We start from the raw sequence: 17,317 nt of genomic DNA, 5'->3' as shown, positions 1-17,317 counted from the left end.
TTGTTTCTTGTTGGCTTAAACAACTAGAAAAAAAGAGACATGTGCTATATAATGAAAAACAATACGAAAGGGGGAGAAAAAGATGTTAACAGATTACCATAATCATTTAGAGCGTGGCACGTTAACGCTCGATTATTTAAAGCAATTTACTGACGAAGCTGCACGAAAAGGAATTGAACATTTCGGTATTTCGGAACATGCGTATCATTTTTATCAAACGAAAAATATTTTGTCGAATCCATGGATTGAAGAGCGTCGTTATTATGACATGGTTGACTACGTTCGTTTATTTCACGAAGCGTGGGATGCTGGGATTGATGTGAAAATGTCGATCGAAATGGACTATACGCCAGGCAAACATGAAGAAATGGCGCAATTTATTCGCGCCTACGATTTTGATTATGTCATCGGTTCGATTCATTGGGTTGATGATTTTGGCATTGATTTAGCCGAGTTTCGGAGAGAGTGGGATCGTCGTGATATATACGATACATATCGAAAATATTTCGATCAAGTTGTCACGTTAGCTGAGTCGAACTTATTTGACATTATCGGTCATTTAGATTTAGTGAAAATTTTTAAATATGTGCCAGAAGATGAAGAGTTTTTGCTTGAACAGTACGATCGTGCAACAACAGCGTTAGCGAATTCTAAAACGTGCGTTGAAATTAGTACGGCAGGCTTGCGTAAACCGGTCGGTGAACTATATCCTGATCCTCGGCTATTACAAATGTGCTATGACAAAGGCATTCCCATCGTGCTATCATCCGATGCACACGTACCACAAGATGTGGGTGCCGATTATGACAAAGCGATCGCTCTTGCTGAAGCAGTCGGTTACAAGGAAATCATGACGTTTTGTAAAGGGGAACGAAAAGCCGTTCCACTTGGATAATAAAAGGTTCAGCCATGCGGCTGAACCTTTTATACTTCTAATTTTTTCACAACATCAATATCGCTAATTTGTTCGAGCGTTTCAACGAGTGTATCATCAAGCGGTTTATCGAGCGAAAGCATCATAATGGCCTTTCCACCAACTTCTTGGCGACCGACTTGCATCGTTGCGATGTTTACTTGATGGTCACCTAAAATGTTTCCGACTTTTCCAATCATCCCTGGCTTGTCATGATGTTGAATGTACAACAAATGTCCTTCTGGAGCAAAGTCGATCGCAAAACCGTTAAAGTGAACGATACGATCACCATAGTGAGCGATATGCGTTCCTTTCATCGTAAACGTTTTGTTTTCACCATATACTGTTAATGTAATGCTATTGTTGTAGTCGTTTCCGTTTGCTGAAAATTTTTCGCTAAAGGCGATGCCGCGTTCTTTGGCGATCATCGCTGCGTTCACTTCGTTGACGGTTGACGCAACGCGAGGTTTTAAAAATCCAGCGAGCAAACTACGTGTAATAAATGTTGTTTCTAAATCAGCAACAGAACCTGAATACGTAATCGCAATTTCTTGAACGGGTTCGCTCATATATTGCGAAGCTAGAATGCCCATTTTTCGAGCTAATGTATAAAAAGCTTGAATTTTCTCGTATACATCTTTCGAAAGTGTCGGCAAGTTAATGGACGATGTGACAGGTTTTCCTTGTAAAAATGTTAATACTTCTTGAGCTACTTGTGTCGCTACATTCACTTGCGCTTCGACGGTTGATGCCCCGAGATGTGGAGTGACGATGACGTTATCAAACGAAAGAAGTGGATGATCTCCTGGAGGCTCTTGTTCAAATACATCGAGCGCAACGCCTGCCACGTGTCCATTTTCTAAAAACGAAATGAGCGATTGTTCGTCGATAATTCCACCGCGGGCGCAGTTAATTAAATACACACCTTTTTTCGTTTTTGCTAAGTTTTTCGGACCGAGAAGCCCTTTTGTTTCTTTTGTTAACGGTGTATGTACGGTAATGATATCCGCTTTTGCAAGCAACTCATCAAGCGTGCAAACGTCGACACCAATTTTTTCTGCTCGTGCTTTCGTTAAAAATGGATCGTACACATGAACATGCATACCGAATGCTCGCGCCCGTTTCGCTACTTCAGAACCAATGCGACCAAAGCCGATAATACCTAAATGTTTTCCAAATAACTCGACACCAACGAAAGCGGAACGATTCCATTCACGTGATTTGACCGAGATGTGCGCTTGTGGAATACGACGCACTAATGAAGCCATCATCGCAAATGTATGTTCCGCTGTTGAAATCGTATTGCCGTTTGGGGCGTTAATGACGACGACACCGTATCGTGTAGCTGCATCAACATCAATATTGTCCACACCAACCCCAGCTCGCCCAACAATTTTTAAATTTTTCATTTTTTGTAGTAACTGTTCTGTTACTTTTGTTGCGCTACGAACGAGTAACGCATCAAATTGATCAAGCTCATCTTCTACATCACCTACTTTTTTTTGTACGACTTCAATCGTTGGATCAGCAAGAAGTGGGGCAAGACCTTCTTCACTCATCGCATCAGCTACTAAAATGCGAACCACAAATATCCGCTCCTTTCAAGCTATTAGTTTTTAAATTTCTGATAATTTAACATAACCGTATACGCGTGTCAATAACTTTCGGAAAGGTCATACAAATGAAAGCGTTTTTATATATAAATGTTCGGAAAAAAGACGAAAAGCTGGCTCAAAGCCAGCTTAAAACATGGAATGTATTTATTTTTGCTCATTGTAACGCGCGATGCATTCGTCAATAAGTTTCGCAGCTGCTTCTGGGCCTTCCCACGTACCGATTTCTGTTTTCTTTCCTTCTAAGTCTTTATAACGCTCAAAGAAATGAGCAATCTCTTTAAGTTTATGTTGTGGAAGATCTTCAAGCGTACGCACATCAGCAAAGCGAGGATCATCGACAGGAACACCGATTAACTTCGCATCTTCTTCGCCACCGTCTACCATGTTTAAGTAGCCGAGTACACGTGTTTCGATGACGCAACCAGGGAATGTTGGATTTGTCACGATAACTAAAATATCAAGTGGGTCGCCATCTAATGCGAGTGTATTTTCTAAATAGCCGTATTCTGCAGGATAAAACATTGGTGAATATAAGACGCGATCGAGTTTAAATACGCCACGCTCTTTGTCATATTCATATTTGTTTTGGCTACCTGTTGGAATTTCAATAAACGCTTCAACAACTTTGTTTTCAAACGCCATGCCAAATTCCTCCTTTTTGTTATGTATACTTTTTTATTATAGTCGATTGGACAAGTGGTGACAATGACTGAACGAAAGAAAAGGGCAAGCTTCATATGAAGTTTGCCCTTAGATGTTTCTTATTCGAATTTGTTTGGATCGCCGTCAAATGGCTCGTCCGCTACTTTGATCGAGTCTGTTGGACAGCCTTCAAATGCATCCATCATATCATCAATGAGTACGTCTGGCACTTCAACAATGCCTTGGTTGTCGTCTAGTGTAACGTAAGCGATACCTTCATCATCGTAATCGTAAATGTCTGGTGCAGCCGCTCCGCATGCACCGCAAGCAATACATGTTTCTTTGTCAACAATCGTGTACTTTGGCATACAATGACCCTCCTTAATTATATGGAACCAATCGCTTCGTATGAAACGTTGGAAACGTATTCCTCACACTTTTATAATAAAGGTGTTGCGGTAACTTTTCAATAAAAAACTCCAATGAAAATGCTTATCAGTACGTAGTTTTCCCTCACATCCCCTCGCTTAATCTGATAAAATGAAAGGGAAAATGGAGTGAATGTCGCATGTTACAACATATCGTTTTATTTTGTATCGATCGGTTTCGTGGAGAACGATCACTAGCTGCGATCGATCATTTACTCAATGGAAAAAAAACAGCCCAAACGTTACAAGATAGTAAATGGTATGACGTTAGCCGTTTATTTGGAATGGTACCGATTGATCGTTCTCGTTTATTTGATGTCGCACGAGCATTAGAGGCGGACGGATTCATTTCTCAAGTCGATGAACATATATATTGCACAACTGAAAGTGGAAAAGAGAAACTTCGACGCTTTATACTTCCTCCTTACATTGATGGATGGAAATATATGAATGAATCTTCTTTGTTTTGGAAAAGGCTCTCTTTACTCATTCAAACGATCGCAAACATCATTCATCGTACGTCATTTGAGCCTATACATCGCGATGAACACATTCAATCGTTCGTGAAACGGTGGCTGTTTCAACATACACATATAAAAACGCTCGCTCGTTCATTATATGAAGAAATGTACGAGCTACTTAGTTATGTAGAAGAAAAAGATGCTAACATTTTCGTTTGGCGGTTAACAAGCCATGAACGCATCGGATGGACGAACGAACAAATTGCTTATGCCATAAATGAGGAAGATGTGGCGGTTTTGTTATCGTTTCAAAACGTCCTTCATTTTATGCTTGAAATGACAGAGAAAGAAACGGAAAAATTTCCGCTTTTATATTCGTTACGTGAACGAAAACGTTCACAATTGACAAGTTCAGCTCAAAAAACATGGGAATTGCTAAAGGAAGGTTATTCACTTGAACAAATTGCACAGCTGCGCGGGTTGAGAAAAGGAACGATTGAAGATCATATTGTAGAAATTGCCACGTATATTCCAACGTTTGTGTCGACACCATTTTTAGAGGAAAATAAACGCAAGCGCATTATTCAACAAGCACGTCAATTAAAGACGAAAAAATTGCGGGCGATAAAAGAATTGTTACCAGACGTTTCTTATTTCGAAATTCGGCTCGCGCTAGCAAGGTGGGAGAGAGAAGATGCTTAACATATTAAAGGAACGATTTGGTTACGATTCGTTTCGGATAGGTCAAAGAGAAATTATTGAAGATGTGCTGAATGGACAACATTGTGTTGCTATGCTTCCGACCGGTGGAGGAAAATCGCTTTGCTATCAGCTCCCGGGTTATATGTTAGACGGCAGTGTGTTGATTATTTCCCCGCTTGTTTCACTTATGGAAGATCAAGTACAACAACTGAGAAATCGTGGTGAAAAACGTGTGGTAGCCCTCAATCGTTTCCTTTCTTATCGCGAAAAAAAAGACGTGTTGCGTGAGTTGGCATCGTATCGTTTTATTTATGCTTCTCCTGAAGTTTTACAATCTCCGTTACTCATTGAAGCGCTAACACGTATAAACATTTCGCTGTTTGTTGTAGATGAGGCGCATTGTATTTCACAATGGGGACACGATTTTCGCCCTGATTTTTTGAAGCTAGGTCTTCTTCGCGAGACGCTTGGCAATCCGCCTTGTTTAGCACTAACGGCAACCGCTACACGCCAAGTCATTGATGATATCGTGACAACGCTTCGTCTGGATCATGTCAAACAACACGTGTATCCACTTGATCGCACAAACATTTGTTTATGCGTTCAATATGTTCGTACGCTAGAAGAAAAAATCACGATGTTAAAACATCTCGTTGCGATATTGCCGAAACCTGGAATTGTGTACGTCGCTAGTCGGCAATGGGCAGAAACATTATCCGAGGTGCTTCGTGAGGATCATCGTGTAAGTTACTATCATGGAGGCATGGATGGTGAACAGCGACTACTTATTCAACAACAGTTCGTTTATGATCAGTTAGAGGTCATTTGTTGTACAAATGCGTTTGGAATGGGGATCGATAAACCGAACGTTCGCTTCGTCATCCATTTTCATTTGCCGACACAACCAGAAGCATATTGGCAAGAAGTTGGGCGCGCCGGACGTGATGGAAAAGAAAGCATCGCGATATTACTGTATGCACCAGGAGATGAACAAGTGGGACAAACGATGATCGATATGGAATTTCCAACAATGGAACAAATTGTTTATGCGCTACACGCTTTACGTCATGGGCAGAAAGAAACAGGGCTGACAGACGTACAACAACGTCTACTTTTATATTGGCTTGAACAAATGGACAAACAAGAACATATCCACACATTAGCGAAGCAACTATATGCTCGCACGGAACAAAGAAAAAAAGAAAAACTGACAAAATGGATATTTATGCAACGATGGGTAATCGGGCACACATGTCGTCGACGTTCGCTTCTTTCCTATTTTGAACAACAGCCGCTTAAAAATGAACGTTGTTGCGATCGCTGTGGCGCTCATATACATGCAGATGCCACTATCGAACATATTCAACAAATACAGCTTCGGCCTTGGCATGAAGAGCTCCGTTCAATGTTTGCCATAAAGGTGGGGAACAAATGATTAAAAAACAAATAGAGATGGCAAGTCAAATGAGCGACCGAGAAATGGTATATCATCTATATATGACACAAGCGCTTATTTTTCTTGTTGCGGTCATATTCAGCATATTTTTATTTACACCTGTGACATTTTTTTCGATGTGGCAGTGGGATATACGAGAAATACTATTATACGGTAGCGGTTGTGCGGCGCTCGTTCTTTTTGTCGATTTTTTACTTATTCAGTATGCGCCTGAACAATGGTATGATGATGGTGGAATCAATGAAAAATTATTTCGTTCCCGTTCGGTACCGCACATTTTTTTGATGACTATAGTCATTGCATTTTGTGAAGAGCTATTGTTTCGTGGTGTCATTCAAACACACGTTGGCTTATTTTTCGCAAGTGTCATTTTTGCTTTATTGCACATTCGTTATTGGCGAAAATGGCTTCTTCTTGTTGCTGTCGTTAGTTTAAGCTTTTGGATTGGTCTTATATATGAATGGACAAACAATTTATGGGTAACGATTTTTGCTCATTTTCTTATTGATTTTATTTTGGCGTTACACATCCGGTATCGGACAAAAGAGGTGACAAATGATGCGTGAAGATCAAGCAGAGAACTTGCGAAAAAAGATGGAAAGTATCGGGAAGCAGCTAGAAAATGATGAACTTCAGTTGCCACCGCGCAGCGAAGTGCATAAAACGAAAAAAACGAAATGGAAAATCAAACATCCACTCATCCGTATTCTTGCGCTCTTTTTTGTTTTATTGCCTATTTCCATTTATAGCATATACCACTTAGTTGAAAAACGACCGATCCAAGTCGTGACGATTGATAATGAAAGCTATGAGACTGTTGATGTCGATCAACAGAAAGAACATAAGCCACAACAAAAACCGCTTGAAAACGAAGCAAAAGAAGTAGAACAAGAGGCGGATGAAACAGAGTCATCCTTTACTTATCATACGGTACAAGAAAATGAAACATTATATAGTATTGCGATGAAATATTACGGAAATGAAAAAGGAATGGATCTTATTAAAGAATGGAATCATTTAACGAGCATGAAGCTACAAAAAGGCCAAGTATTAAAAATCCCAAATATGAATGGAAAATAAGGTATACTGCCCCGTCGATGGACATACAATCGTAGTAAAACATGATCGGTAGGGGTGGTTATGATTTTTCCAATTGAATTAGATGAAGTAACAAAAGCGATTTTAAAGCGAGTCATGACGCATAAAAAAGAATGGAATGACATGAAAAAAAGAATGCACCTGTCATTCATTTTGTTTTTGCTTTCACTTGCTTTATTTGGATTATATATATATCAGACGTTTGTTATTTCGCATCGAACATCTATAGAACGAATAATGATGGCGCTCATGAATGATGAGCGTACCTTTTCGTTCGTTGTATTTGTCGGATCGCTCGCATGGCTCGTCCTTTTTTATAAAAAGAAAAGTGAAAAAGCGGAGCAAGACTTCCATGCACTCCGCTGCGAATTCATTCAAAAAAGTAGCGAATTGCTTCAAGAACGAGCGTGGGAGAAAAGGCATGTTCTTTATGAATGGATGAAAAAAACGTACGATATTTCACTTTATCATGAAAATAAGTGACCACACACTCTCTCGCTTCATATGTTGAGAAAGGGAGGGAGCAACATGTGGTTTCTTTTTATTGTTGGATTGTTATGTGGATATTTTATGATTGCTTGGACGCCAACGGTAGATCCGTTCGTGTTGGAAGTGTTTTTAACGGATATCATTTTCGATCCAATGAAAACATTTTTTGCGCTTGTTAGTTTTTTTATTGGTTTTATTTCTAATGCGATTTTAATTCGCTCAGCCACTTGGCATACGTTACAAGCGTGGCGAAAGGAGACAACGAACCGAAAAGAGCAGTTTCTTTCGTATACTGTACTGCTTACATTTTTTATATTGTCGATGATTGATGTAAAAAAAACGATCATTTTTTTTCTCTTTTCTTTCGCATATGGTATGATGTCAATGAACGTATACAAAGAGAGGGAAAGTTAATATGGTGTATATTATCGTAGCTTTTGTTGCATTTATGATATACATGTGGATCGAAGCGCATCGTCATCGAGTAGTTTTTCATTCATTATCATTTCCAACGTTTCCAGAAAGCTTTTCGCGCTTTCGTCTTTTTTTTATTTCAGATATTCATCGTCGACGCATATCTGAAACGTTTATTGACTCATTAAAAGGAAAAGTCGATCTTGTCATCATCGGCGGCGATTTAACTGAAGAAGGGGTCCCATTTTCACGTGTCAAACGAAATATTGAATTGTTAAAACAACTCGGCCCTGTTTATTTTGTTTGGGGAAACAATGACTATGAAGTAGATTACCATGAGTTAGACGCACTACTACTTGGAAGCGGTGTAAAAATATTAGATAATACAGCGGTTACGTTTGAAAGTGAGCAAGGTGATTGCATCGCTTTGCTCGGTGTTGATGATATGAATAAAAAGCGAGATCGGCTCGATCTTGCGTTAAGTGACGCAGAGCATACAACGTTTCGCATTCTCGTTAGTCACGATCCACGCATCATTGAGAAAATCATGCCACAACATCGAATTGATCTCGTTTTAAGCGGACATACGCATGGCGGCCAAATTCGTCTCGGACCGTTTGGTTTATATGAAAAAGGATGTTTGCAAAATGTAAATGGAACGATGTTGCTTGTTAGTAACGGGTATGGGACGACGACGCTTCCACTTCGTTTAGGTGCACGTGTGGAAACGCATCTCATTGAGTTAAAACATAAAAAAAGTTAAGCAAAACCTATACAAATTTTACACACTTCCTTCACATCCGCTATAATGTTGACAGAATGACGCGAGATATGGAGGATTTTGTATGTCAACACAAGAAGGAAAATATAATGTGAAGGCGGTCTCAAACATGCTAGGGATTCAACCTGGGACGTTGCGAGCGTGGGAGCGCCGTTATCAAATTATTGCCCCACCGCGAAATGAAGCAGGGCACCGTCTATATACAGAAGAGCAAGTACAAATATTAAAATGGCTCGTTGATAAAGTAAATCAAGGGTTTACAATTAGCCAAGCCATTTCGCTGTTAGAACAGCGACCGTCAGAAATGCATATACAAGCAGAAGATCATGTCACTGCGCTTCGCGAACGGTTATTGCAAGCCCTTTTATCATTTGAAGAGTGGACAGCACATGAATTGCTAAACGAGGCGTTCAGTTTATATACGGTTGAAAAAGTTGCACTTGACATATTAAGTCCACTTCTTGTAAGGATCGGGGACTTATGGGAAAATGAAAAAATTACGAGCGCGCATGAACATTTCGCTTCCGCCTTTTTACGCTCACGACTTGGTATGGCCTTTTCTATGATTCCAGTGAATCGCTTGCTTCCGAAAACAATTTCTGTTTGCGGGCCAAATGAATGGCATGAACTTGGATTACTTATTTTTACTTTATATTTGCGTAGAAGAGGCTATGAAACCATTTATTTAGGGGCAAGCATTCAGCAACAAGATTTACCGATTGTCATCCATGAAGTGAAGCCGTCTTATATTTTTTTATCGTGCACATTGCACCAAAATGTACGAGCGACACTACAACTTGTCGATCAATTGAAACAAACATATCCACATATTCGTATTGGAATCGGTGGACGGGCGTTTGATGAAGTTGATGAACAAATAAAAAGCAAGTATCGTGATCATCTTCTCGGACAGTCAAAAGAGCAATGGGATGAATGGTTAAAATCGAATGAAAAATACTTGTCTAAAAGGGAGAAAACGATGTAAACTCATTAGTAACATGACGAACATTTTTACACGTTCGTCATATGCTAACAGTAAAGTCTGTGTAGGTAAGGAGGGATGTTTATGCGGCTTGAACGCTTAAACTACAATAAAATTAAAATATTCCTCACATTTGATGATCTAGTCGAGCGCGGTTTAACGAAAGAAGATTTATGGAAAGACACGTTTAAAGTGCATGAACTATTTCGTGATATGATTGAGGAAGCAAGTGAGGAACTCGGCTTTGAAATTAACGGGTCGGTCGCTGTTGAAGTGTACTCTTTACCGGCACAGGGCATGGTCGTGATCGTAACGAGCGAAGGTGAGATGACAGATGAGGAAGACGAGTTTAGCGACGATTATATTGAAATGCAAGTAACGCTAGATGAAAGCGATGATATATTTTTCGAATTTCAAACGTTTGAAGATGTCATTCAATTAGCAACGCGTCTTTATTCGCTCGGTTGTCATGGCGGCTCACTTTACAGTTATGAAGGACGCTTTTATTTACATTTTGCTGAATCCGTTATCCCGACAGATGACTTTGTTGCTATTTTGGCTGAATACGGCAGCCCATCCACATTAACGATTTATCGTGTCGAAGAGTACGGCAAAAAATTGATCGCCAACGAAGCGATCGCCCAACTATATAAATACTTTGTACAAAAATAACCTTCGCCCATGCGCGAAGGTTATTTTTTAAAACGGATATGGTGGCTCACTTTCTTTTGACCATGCACGTATAAAGTATTCACGATTTTGAAACTTATGAAACGAGTCATGATGAATAGTCGGGAACACGCGCTCGACAGATAAATGTTGCGTGCGGTGCGCAAGTAAAGCTTCGCGCACTTTTTTTGCTTCTTCATCTGTAAACGTAAAGACGATATCAATGTTTTCGATTGGGTCACCGTAACGGTTCGAACGACCAACGACAGTCACGTAATACAACTGTTCGACAATATGATCCATTGATGTTACTGCTTGATAGGTAGCTCGCTGAATCGCTTGATGGTCTCGATGTCCAGAAATACCATGTGGCGGAAAAGTGACGACAACGGTCGGTTTATATTGTTCAATGATGAGACGAATCGAATCAACAAGTTGTGTTTCATATTCGGGTAGTTTTCCATCGGGATATGTATCGGTAACGACGTAATCAACACCTAAAATAGTTGTCGCTTGTTCTAATTCTTTTTTACGTACGTGAGGGAGTTGTTCCTTTGTACAAACTGGCGGATTTCCGCATTTTCCAGCATCGCCAAGCGTCGCACTATATACGATCGTTTCGATATCCTCACGCTTCGCTAATGAGGCAAGCAATCCTCCAACCGTAAACGTTTCATCATCAGGATGTGCAAAACAAAATAAAATTCGTTTTTTCATCTTTTTCGCCCCTTTCTATCGTATGTTCATTATATCGCTTTCGTATTGTCATGTGAATGATCGTTTTTTTTTGAAAACGATTACAAAAAATCAATAAAAACTTCTTTGCATATGCGCATAGAAGGTGTATACTATGACATGAAAGGCGGACAATATTTTACAAAAGGTTATGGGAGGTTTACAAATGGTAGCCGAAAAGCATACCAACGAAGAAAAACATGATGTCCTACGAGCAACGCAAATCGTCATACATAGAGCACTTGAAAAGCTCGGATATCCTGAAGAGGTGTATGAGCTGTTGAAAGAGCCGTTGCGCATGTTAACGGTGAAAATTCCGGTGCGCATGGATGATGGCTCAGTAAAAGTGTTTACTGGCTACCGTGCACAGCATAACGATGCGGTCGGTCCAACTAAAGGGGGTATTCGCTTTCACCCGAATGTGACAGAACGTGAAGTGAAAGCACTTTCTATTTGGATGAGTTTAAAATGTGGGATTGTTGATTTACCGTATGGCGGTGGAAAAGGCGGAATTGTATGCGATCCGCGTACGATGTCATTCCGTGAGTTAGAGAGACTAAGTCGCGGTTACGTTCGTGCCATTAGCCAAATCGTCGGTCCAACGAAAGATATTCCTGCGCCTGATGTGTTTACAAATTCGCAAATTATGGCGTGGATGATGGATGAATATAGCCGTATTGACGAATTTAACTCACCGGGATTCATTACAGGAAAGCCGCTTGTACTCGGTGGTTCACACGGTCGTGAAACGGCAACAGCTAAAGGTGTTACAATTTGTATTCGCGAAGCGGCTAAAAAGCGCGGCATCGACTTAAAAGGCGCGCGTGTTGTTGTGCAAGGATTCGGTAACGCGGGAAGTTATTTGGCGAAGTTTATGCATGATGCTGGAGCGAAAGTGATCGGCATTTCTGATGCATATGGCGGTTTATACGATCCAAATGGTCTTGATATTGATTACTTATTAGATCGTCGCGACAGCTTTGGTACAGTGACGAAGCTGTTTAAAAATACAATTACGAACAAAGAGTTGCTTGAATTAGAGTGCGACATTTTAGTGCCAGCTGCGATTGAAAACCAAATTACAGAAGAAAATGCGCACAACATTAAAGCGAAAATCGTTGTCGAAGCGGCAAACGGTCCAACGACATTAGAAGCGACAGAAATTTTAACGGAGCGTGGCATTTTGATCGTTCCTGACGTTTTAGCAAGCGCTGGTGGTGTAACGGTCTCTTACTTCGAATGGGTGCAAAACAATCAAGGATATTACTGGACGGAAGAGGAAGTGGAAGAAAAACTTGAAAAAGTGATGGTGAAAGCGTTTAATAACGTATATGAAACTGCTCAAACACGTCGCGTCGATATGCGCTTAGCAGCTTATATGGTCGGTGTGCGTAAAATGGCGGAAGCGTGCCGTTTCCGCGGTTGGATTTAATGTTTGCACGAACGCAAAAAATCTCCTATCATTGTATGATAGGAGATTTTTTATTGAGGTGAGCGTCAAGTGAAAAAAGAACAAATGATTATTGTCGGTGGAGGACCGTGCGGATTAGCAGCTGCGATTGCTTTGCAAAACGCAAACTTTTCACCGCTTGTTATCGAAAAAGGAAATATCGTCAATTCAATATATCATTATCCGACACATCAAACATTTTTTAGTTCGAGTGATCGTTTAGAAATTGGTGGTGTACCGTTTATTACAGAAAATCGCAAGCCGAAGCGCAATCAAGCCCTTGCTTATTACCGAGAAGTTGTGACGCGAAAAAATATTCGTGTTCATTCGTTTGAAAAAGTAGAGCGCGTGAAGAAACAAGCCAATGGAACGTTTATTGTGGAGACAAGTAAAGATACGTACGAAGCGACATACGTCATTATTGCAACAGGGTATTATGACAATCCGAACTATATGAATGTACCTGGAGAGCATTTGCCGAAAGTGACCCATTATTTTAAAGAAGCCCATCCATACTACAATACAGATTGTGTCGTCATTGGGGGAAAAAACTCAAGTGTTGATGCAGCGCTAGAACTTGTAAAAGCAGGGGCGCGCGTCACCGTTTTGTATCGCGGTTCACAATATTCTTCCAGCATTAAACCGTGGATTTTACCTGAGTTTGACTCGCTTGTGCGTCAAGGTGTCATTACAATGGAATTTAATGCTCATGTGAAAGAAATTACAGAAGATGCGGTCATTTATACAGTAAATGGTGAAGAAAAGAAAATAAAAAACGATTTCGTTTTTGCGATGACGGGATATCATCCTGATCACGATTTCTTAAAGAAAATGGGCGTTCATATTGATGCAGAAACAGGGCGACCAATGTACAACCCGGAAACGATGGAAACAAATGTGGAAGGTATTTTTATTGCCGGGGTTATTGCGGCTGGAAATAACGCCAATGAAATTTTTATTGAAAACGGTCGTTTCCATGGCGACTTCATTGCTGCATGTATTGCAAAAAGAGAGAAAAAAGTGTCCGAGTAACGCTCGGGCATTTTTTTGTTGTTTTATATTGTTAACTGTAATAAAATAAAAGTTAACAATATAAAAGGGAGAGGAACATTATGAAAGGTTTTTTCATTACAGGGACAGACACAGATGTCGGAAAAACATTTGTTACTGCCTGCATGTTGCAAACCCTTACTGACAAACGTATATGTGCAACGGCTTATAAGCCTGTGCAAAGCGGAGCGCAATGGCGAGATGGAAAATGGGTTGCGCCTGATGTGGACATGTATCGAAAAGTGATCAATGTGACTGATGAAGATGGATGTACATATTTACTAAAAACCCCTTGCTCCCCACATCTCGCTGCAAAAATTGATGGGGTCACAATAGAACCAGATCGTATTTTGTTACATATGAGAAGGCTACAACAAACGCATGATTTCGTACTTGTCGAAGGTGCAGGAGGAATTGCTGTTCCGCTCGTTGACGAATCGTTTCTTGTTGCTCATTTAGCTCAGTTGTTATCTCTTCCGCTCATTATTGTTGCTCGGGCGAGTGTCGGGACGATTAACCATACGGTGTTAACTGTACAATATGCGAAATCATTTGGTTTACAAATAGCTGGCATTATCATGAACGGCTTTTCTACACCAAAAAATGAAATTGAACAAGAGAACATACGAATGATTGAAGCGATGACACATATCCCGGTCATTGGTGAAATTTCGCATATGACGAACTTTTTACGTGGTGAAATTATATGGAGAAAGGAATGGTGGCAATGAACGAGTGGATTGAAAAAAGTAAAACATATTTATGGTTGCCGTTCACACAAATGAAAGATTATGAACAACACCCACTCGTCATTGAAAGCGGTGAAGGTATTTTTTTGACGGATGTGAACGGAAAAACATATTATGACGGATATTCATCTCTTTGGTTAAACGTTCATGGCCATCGAAAAAAAGAAATGGACGATGCGATTCGGGCTCAACTTGAACGAATTGCCCATTCGACGCTTTTAGGTGCAGCGAATGTTCCTGCTATTGCATTAGCCGAAAAATTAATCGAATGGACGCCAAGCCATTTAACCCGCGTGTTTTATTCGGATAGTGGAGCAGAAGCTGTAGAAATTGCGTTAAAAATCGCTTTTCAATATTGGCGGAATATCGGAGAAGATAAAAAACAAAAATTTGTCACGCTGACAAACGGCTATCACGGAGACACAGTTGGTGCCATTAGCGTTGGAGCCATCGACATTTTTCATACCGTATATGAACCGCTTATGTTTACGAGCTATAAAGCCCCATTTCCGCTCGTCTATCGTCATCCGAGCAACGATCCAAACGTTGTGCGTGATGAAGCGTTAGAGGCGTTACAAAAAATATTTGCTGAACATCATGAAGAAATTGCAGCTATGATTGTCGAAGGGATGATTCAAGGAGCAGGTGGCATGCATGTAATGCCAACGGGATATTTAAAAGGAGTAGAACAATTATGTCGGAAATATAACATTTTATTGATTGTCGATGAAGTAGCTACGGGCTTTGGACGGACAGGAAAACGATTTGCGATCGAGCATGAAAATGTGAAACCTGATATCATGACGGTTGCAAAAGGTATTACTGGCGGTTATTTGCCAATTGCAGCTACATTGACAACTGAAACGATTTATGAAGCGTTTTATGGCGATTATACAGAGTTTAAAACGTTTTTTCACGGACATTCTTATACAGGAAACCAACTCGGTTGTGCAGTTGCTTTAGCTAACATAGAAATTTTTGAGCGTGAGCGACTAATAGAACAAATAGAGAAAAAGGCGGTGTTCGTTGCTGAACAACTTGCATCGTTTACTGAGCTCGATCATGTTGGTGATGTGCGCCAGCTTGGACTCATGTGTGGCATCGAACTTGTGCGTGATCGTCATACACACGAACCGTATCCATGGGCCGAACGTATGGGATATAAAACTACGCTAACGATGAGAGAAAAAGGGATGCTAACACGTCCACTAGGGGATGTCATCGTCTTTATGCCACCGTTAGCTAGTACATTTGAACAACTAGAAGCGATGATCACTATTATGCGTGACGCCATCATCGAAACGACAGAAAAAAGGGGCTGATTGCTAGCCCCTTATATTTCACCATATATAGGTTCAGGATTTTGAAGTTTTTCTACTTTTTCTTCGATTCCATTTTGTGCATTAATGAAAATGCGGTATGTGTCGTCTCCGAGCGTTCCTAAAAATTCATAGCAAAGTACTTCTTGATTTACATTGTTCATAATAATCGCTTTTCTTTCTTCCATAATGGTGACATTCGGATTCATTTTTTTACGTGCTTGTTCAATCGAAATCGCTGGTTTTGGGATGGTTCGTTCACGTTTTGACGATAAGTAGTCGCGAGCGGAAAAACCAATAATGTTTCCATCATCTAGTGCGATTTTCATTTTAATCGATTCGGGGTAAATACGAACACCGTTTTGTGCTGTAACGAACGTGAGCACAGCGACATGATCATACTGCGTACTTTCGTACAGTTCGAAGTTGTTAAATTTATGTTGTTTTAAAAAGCGAAGCCCGCGTATCGTTGCGTCATTTAAACTGATGTTTTGTTTGTTAACCGGGCGATTTTCAATAACCCAAATCGGGTATCCCCCTTTTTCGGTAATATCCATATACGTCTCACTCTTTGTTTTTGGATTTTTAATTGTCACACTATAAAACGCATCACTCGCTCCTTCTCCGCTATGAACAACTTGTATTTCCTCATTTCCTTTTAGCCTAAGAAATGTTTTTGCAATTTGTTTTGCTTCTTCTTTCGTAATCTTTTTTCCAGAAATATGTTCAAACCCTTTTGTTCGCTTTTCAACGTTTGTAAACGAAGGACCGAAATCGGTTTCGTTATAAGATTGGACGTTTTTTTCTACCGTTTTAAACCCGTCAATAATTGTGTTGTCGTTTGGACGGTTGTTTGTCGCGAGTGCCAGCTCAACATCCATCCATCGCAAGTTGTTTTCTAATACGAGATGTTGCACATTTCGCAACTCTTGTTGAATATCAGCAGACTTTTTATATAGTTGTTGTAATGTCTTATATTCTTCATTATTTAACGGTTGTTTATCTAAATCCCGAATCGCCGCACGGTAGCTAAATGAACCAATATTAGACAAAAACTCTTCTGTTTTATTAAAAGGCAAAAGAGAAAGAGGGAGCTGCCCAACAGTTGCGTGCGCTTCAGAGGCAAGACGCCATACTTCCGCAAGCGCAGGTGACAGCGATTGCCGGGAGTTCATGGCAAGCGTTGTTCCAATTTGGTCGTGAAGCAAGTCGATTTGATACGTTAAATCGTGAAATGCACGTTGATAGTTGTTTTCCGCATGAATCAAAATCGCATTTTTTTGTTGGTGTTCCCGATAACCCCAATATGCTGTGCCAGCAATGCCAATCGATAGAGCGGCGATGAGTAAAATTCGTAGCAAAA

19 protein-coding genes are annotated in these 17,317 nt (G+C 40.3%); 14 read left to right on the top strand and 5 right to left on the bottom strand.

Going from position 1 to position 17,317, the window contains the following annotated elements:
- Positions 1-82 precede the first annotated feature (82 nt).
- Positions 83-895 (top strand): histidinol-phosphatase, encoded by an 813-nt coding sequence (locus ASC42_RS04135; protein WP_055440676.1) that lies wholly within the window; start codon positions 83-85, stop codon positions 893-895.
- 29 nt (positions 896-924) lie between these two features.
- Here the strand turns inward: ASC42_RS04135 and serA are convergent, their stop codons facing one another.
- The 3 genes from serA to ASC42_RS04120 all read right to left on the bottom strand — a co-directional run bounded on the left by serA (position 925) and on the right by ASC42_RS04120 (position 3,539).
- The gene (gene serA, locus ASC42_RS04130) at positions 925-2,499 is read right to left on the bottom strand and encodes a phosphoglycerate dehydrogenase (RefSeq protein ID WP_055440675.1); all 1,575 of its coding nucleotides are present in this window, start codon (positions 2,497-2,499) and stop codon (positions 925-927) included.
- A gap of 174 nt (positions 2,500-2,673) precedes the next feature.
- Positions 2,674-3,171, bottom strand: coding sequence for an inorganic diphosphatase (locus tag ASC42_RS04125; RefSeq protein WP_032099918.1), 498 nt, complete (start codon positions 3,169-3,171; stop codon positions 2,674-2,676).
- Positions 3,172-3,290: 119 nt separating this feature from the next.
- A complete protein-coding gene (locus ASC42_RS04120; protein ID WP_003394452.1) occupies positions 3,291-3,539 on the bottom strand; it encodes a ferredoxin in 249 nt (82 codons plus the stop codon).
- A gap of 200 nt (positions 3,540-3,739) precedes the next feature.
- Between ASC42_RS04120 and ASC42_RS04115 the strand changes: the two genes are divergently transcribed.
- The 9 genes from ASC42_RS04115 (at position 3,740) to ASC42_RS04075 (ending at position 10,654) form a co-directional block, all read left to right on the top strand.
- Entirely contained in the window at positions 3,740-4,762 is a 1,023-nt protein-coding gene (locus tag ASC42_RS04115; RefSeq protein WP_055440674.1) for a YpbB family protein, read from the top strand.
- On the top strand, positions 4,755-6,197 hold the full coding sequence (locus ASC42_RS04110; protein WP_055440673.1) for a RecQ family ATP-dependent DNA helicase: 1,443 nt from the start codon (positions 4,755-4,757) through the stop codon (positions 6,195-6,197). The genes ASC42_RS04115 and ASC42_RS04110 overlap by 8 nt, the downstream gene beginning before the upstream one ends.
- Complete coding sequence (locus ASC42_RS04105) at positions 6,194-6,784, top strand: CPBP family intramembrane glutamic endopeptidase (protein WP_055440672.1); 591 nt, start codon at positions 6,194-6,196, stop codon at positions 6,782-6,784. The genes ASC42_RS04110 and ASC42_RS04105 overlap by 4 nt, the downstream gene beginning before the upstream one ends.
- The gene (locus tag ASC42_RS04100; RefSeq protein WP_055440736.1) at positions 6,777-7,298 is read left to right on the top strand and encodes a LysM peptidoglycan-binding domain-containing protein; all 522 of its coding nucleotides are present in this window, start codon (positions 6,777-6,779) and stop codon (positions 7,296-7,298) included. The genes ASC42_RS04105 and ASC42_RS04100 overlap by 8 nt, the downstream gene beginning before the upstream one ends.
- A gap of 60 nt (positions 7,299-7,358) precedes the next feature.
- Positions 7,359-7,799, top strand: coding sequence for a YpbF family protein (locus ASC42_RS04095; RefSeq protein ID WP_032099914.1), 441 nt, complete (start codon positions 7,359-7,361; stop codon positions 7,797-7,799).
- Positions 7,800-7,844: 45 nt separating this feature from the next.
- Positions 7,845-8,219: a hypothetical protein gene (locus tag ASC42_RS04090; RefSeq protein ID WP_032099913.1), complete on the top strand. Its 375-nt coding sequence runs from the start codon at positions 7,845-7,847 to the stop codon at positions 8,217-8,219.
- A gap of 1 nt (position 8,220) precedes the next feature.
- Positions 8,221-8,982: a metallophosphoesterase gene (locus tag ASC42_RS04085; RefSeq protein ID WP_055440671.1), complete on the top strand. Its 762-nt coding sequence runs from the start codon at positions 8,221-8,223 to the stop codon at positions 8,980-8,982.
- A gap of 82 nt (positions 8,983-9,064) precedes the next feature.
- Positions 9,065-9,985: a MerR family transcriptional regulator gene (locus ASC42_RS04080; protein WP_032099911.1), complete on the top strand. Its 921-nt coding sequence runs from the start codon at positions 9,065-9,067 to the stop codon at positions 9,983-9,985.
- 81 nt (positions 9,986-10,066) lie between these two features.
- Complete coding sequence (locus ASC42_RS04075) at positions 10,067-10,654, top strand: genetic competence negative regulator (protein WP_032099910.1); 588 nt, start codon at positions 10,067-10,069, stop codon at positions 10,652-10,654.
- Between the two features lie 27 nt (positions 10,655-10,681).
- Here ASC42_RS04075 and ASC42_RS04070 read toward each other — a convergent pair whose 3' ends face one another.
- Positions 10,682-11,368: a PIG-L deacetylase family protein gene (locus tag ASC42_RS04070; protein WP_055440670.1), complete on the bottom strand. Its 687-nt coding sequence runs from the start codon at positions 11,366-11,368 to the stop codon at positions 10,682-10,684.
- Between the two features lie 184 nt (positions 11,369-11,552).
- Here ASC42_RS04070 and ASC42_RS04065 point away from each other — a divergent pair, with 184 nt between their 5' ends.
- From ASC42_RS04065 to bioA, 4 genes are all read left to right on the top strand, one after another.
- Positions 11,553-12,818, top strand: a complete 1,266-nt coding sequence (locus ASC42_RS04065) for a Glu/Leu/Phe/Val family dehydrogenase (RefSeq protein WP_035046061.1) — start codon at positions 11,553-11,555, stop codon at positions 12,816-12,818.
- 69 nt (positions 12,819-12,887) lie between these two features.
- Positions 12,888-13,868, top strand: a complete 981-nt coding sequence (locus ASC42_RS04060) for a YpdA family putative bacillithiol disulfide reductase (protein ID WP_055440669.1) — start codon at positions 12,888-12,890, stop codon at positions 13,866-13,868.
- A gap of 80 nt (positions 13,869-13,948) precedes the next feature.
- Positions 13,949-14,617, top strand: a complete 669-nt coding sequence (gene bioD, locus ASC42_RS04055) for a dethiobiotin synthase (protein WP_055440668.1) — start codon at positions 13,949-13,951, stop codon at positions 14,615-14,617.
- Positions 14,593-15,957: an adenosylmethionine--8-amino-7-oxononanoate transaminase gene (bioA, locus tag ASC42_RS04050; RefSeq protein WP_055440667.1), complete on the top strand. Its 1,365-nt coding sequence runs from the start codon at positions 14,593-14,595 to the stop codon at positions 15,955-15,957. The genes bioD and bioA overlap by 25 nt, the downstream gene beginning before the upstream one ends.
- A gap of 11 nt (positions 15,958-15,968) precedes the next feature.
- Here the strand turns inward: bioA and ypeB are convergent, their stop codons facing one another.
- Complete coding sequence (gene ypeB / locus ASC42_RS04045) at positions 15,969-17,315, bottom strand: germination protein YpeB (protein WP_055440666.1); 1,347 nt, start codon at positions 17,313-17,315, stop codon at positions 15,969-15,971.
- Positions 17,316-17,317: the final 2 nt, after the last annotated feature.

Source organism: Anoxybacillus suryakundensis, assembly GCF_001418025.1.
Classification (GTDB): Bacteria; Bacillota; Bacilli; order Bacillales; family Anoxybacillaceae; genus Anoxybacillus; species Anoxybacillus tengchongensis.
The sequence above is the reverse complement of the archived record's forward strand: the minus strand, read 5'-3'. Positions and strand labels throughout refer to the sequence as shown.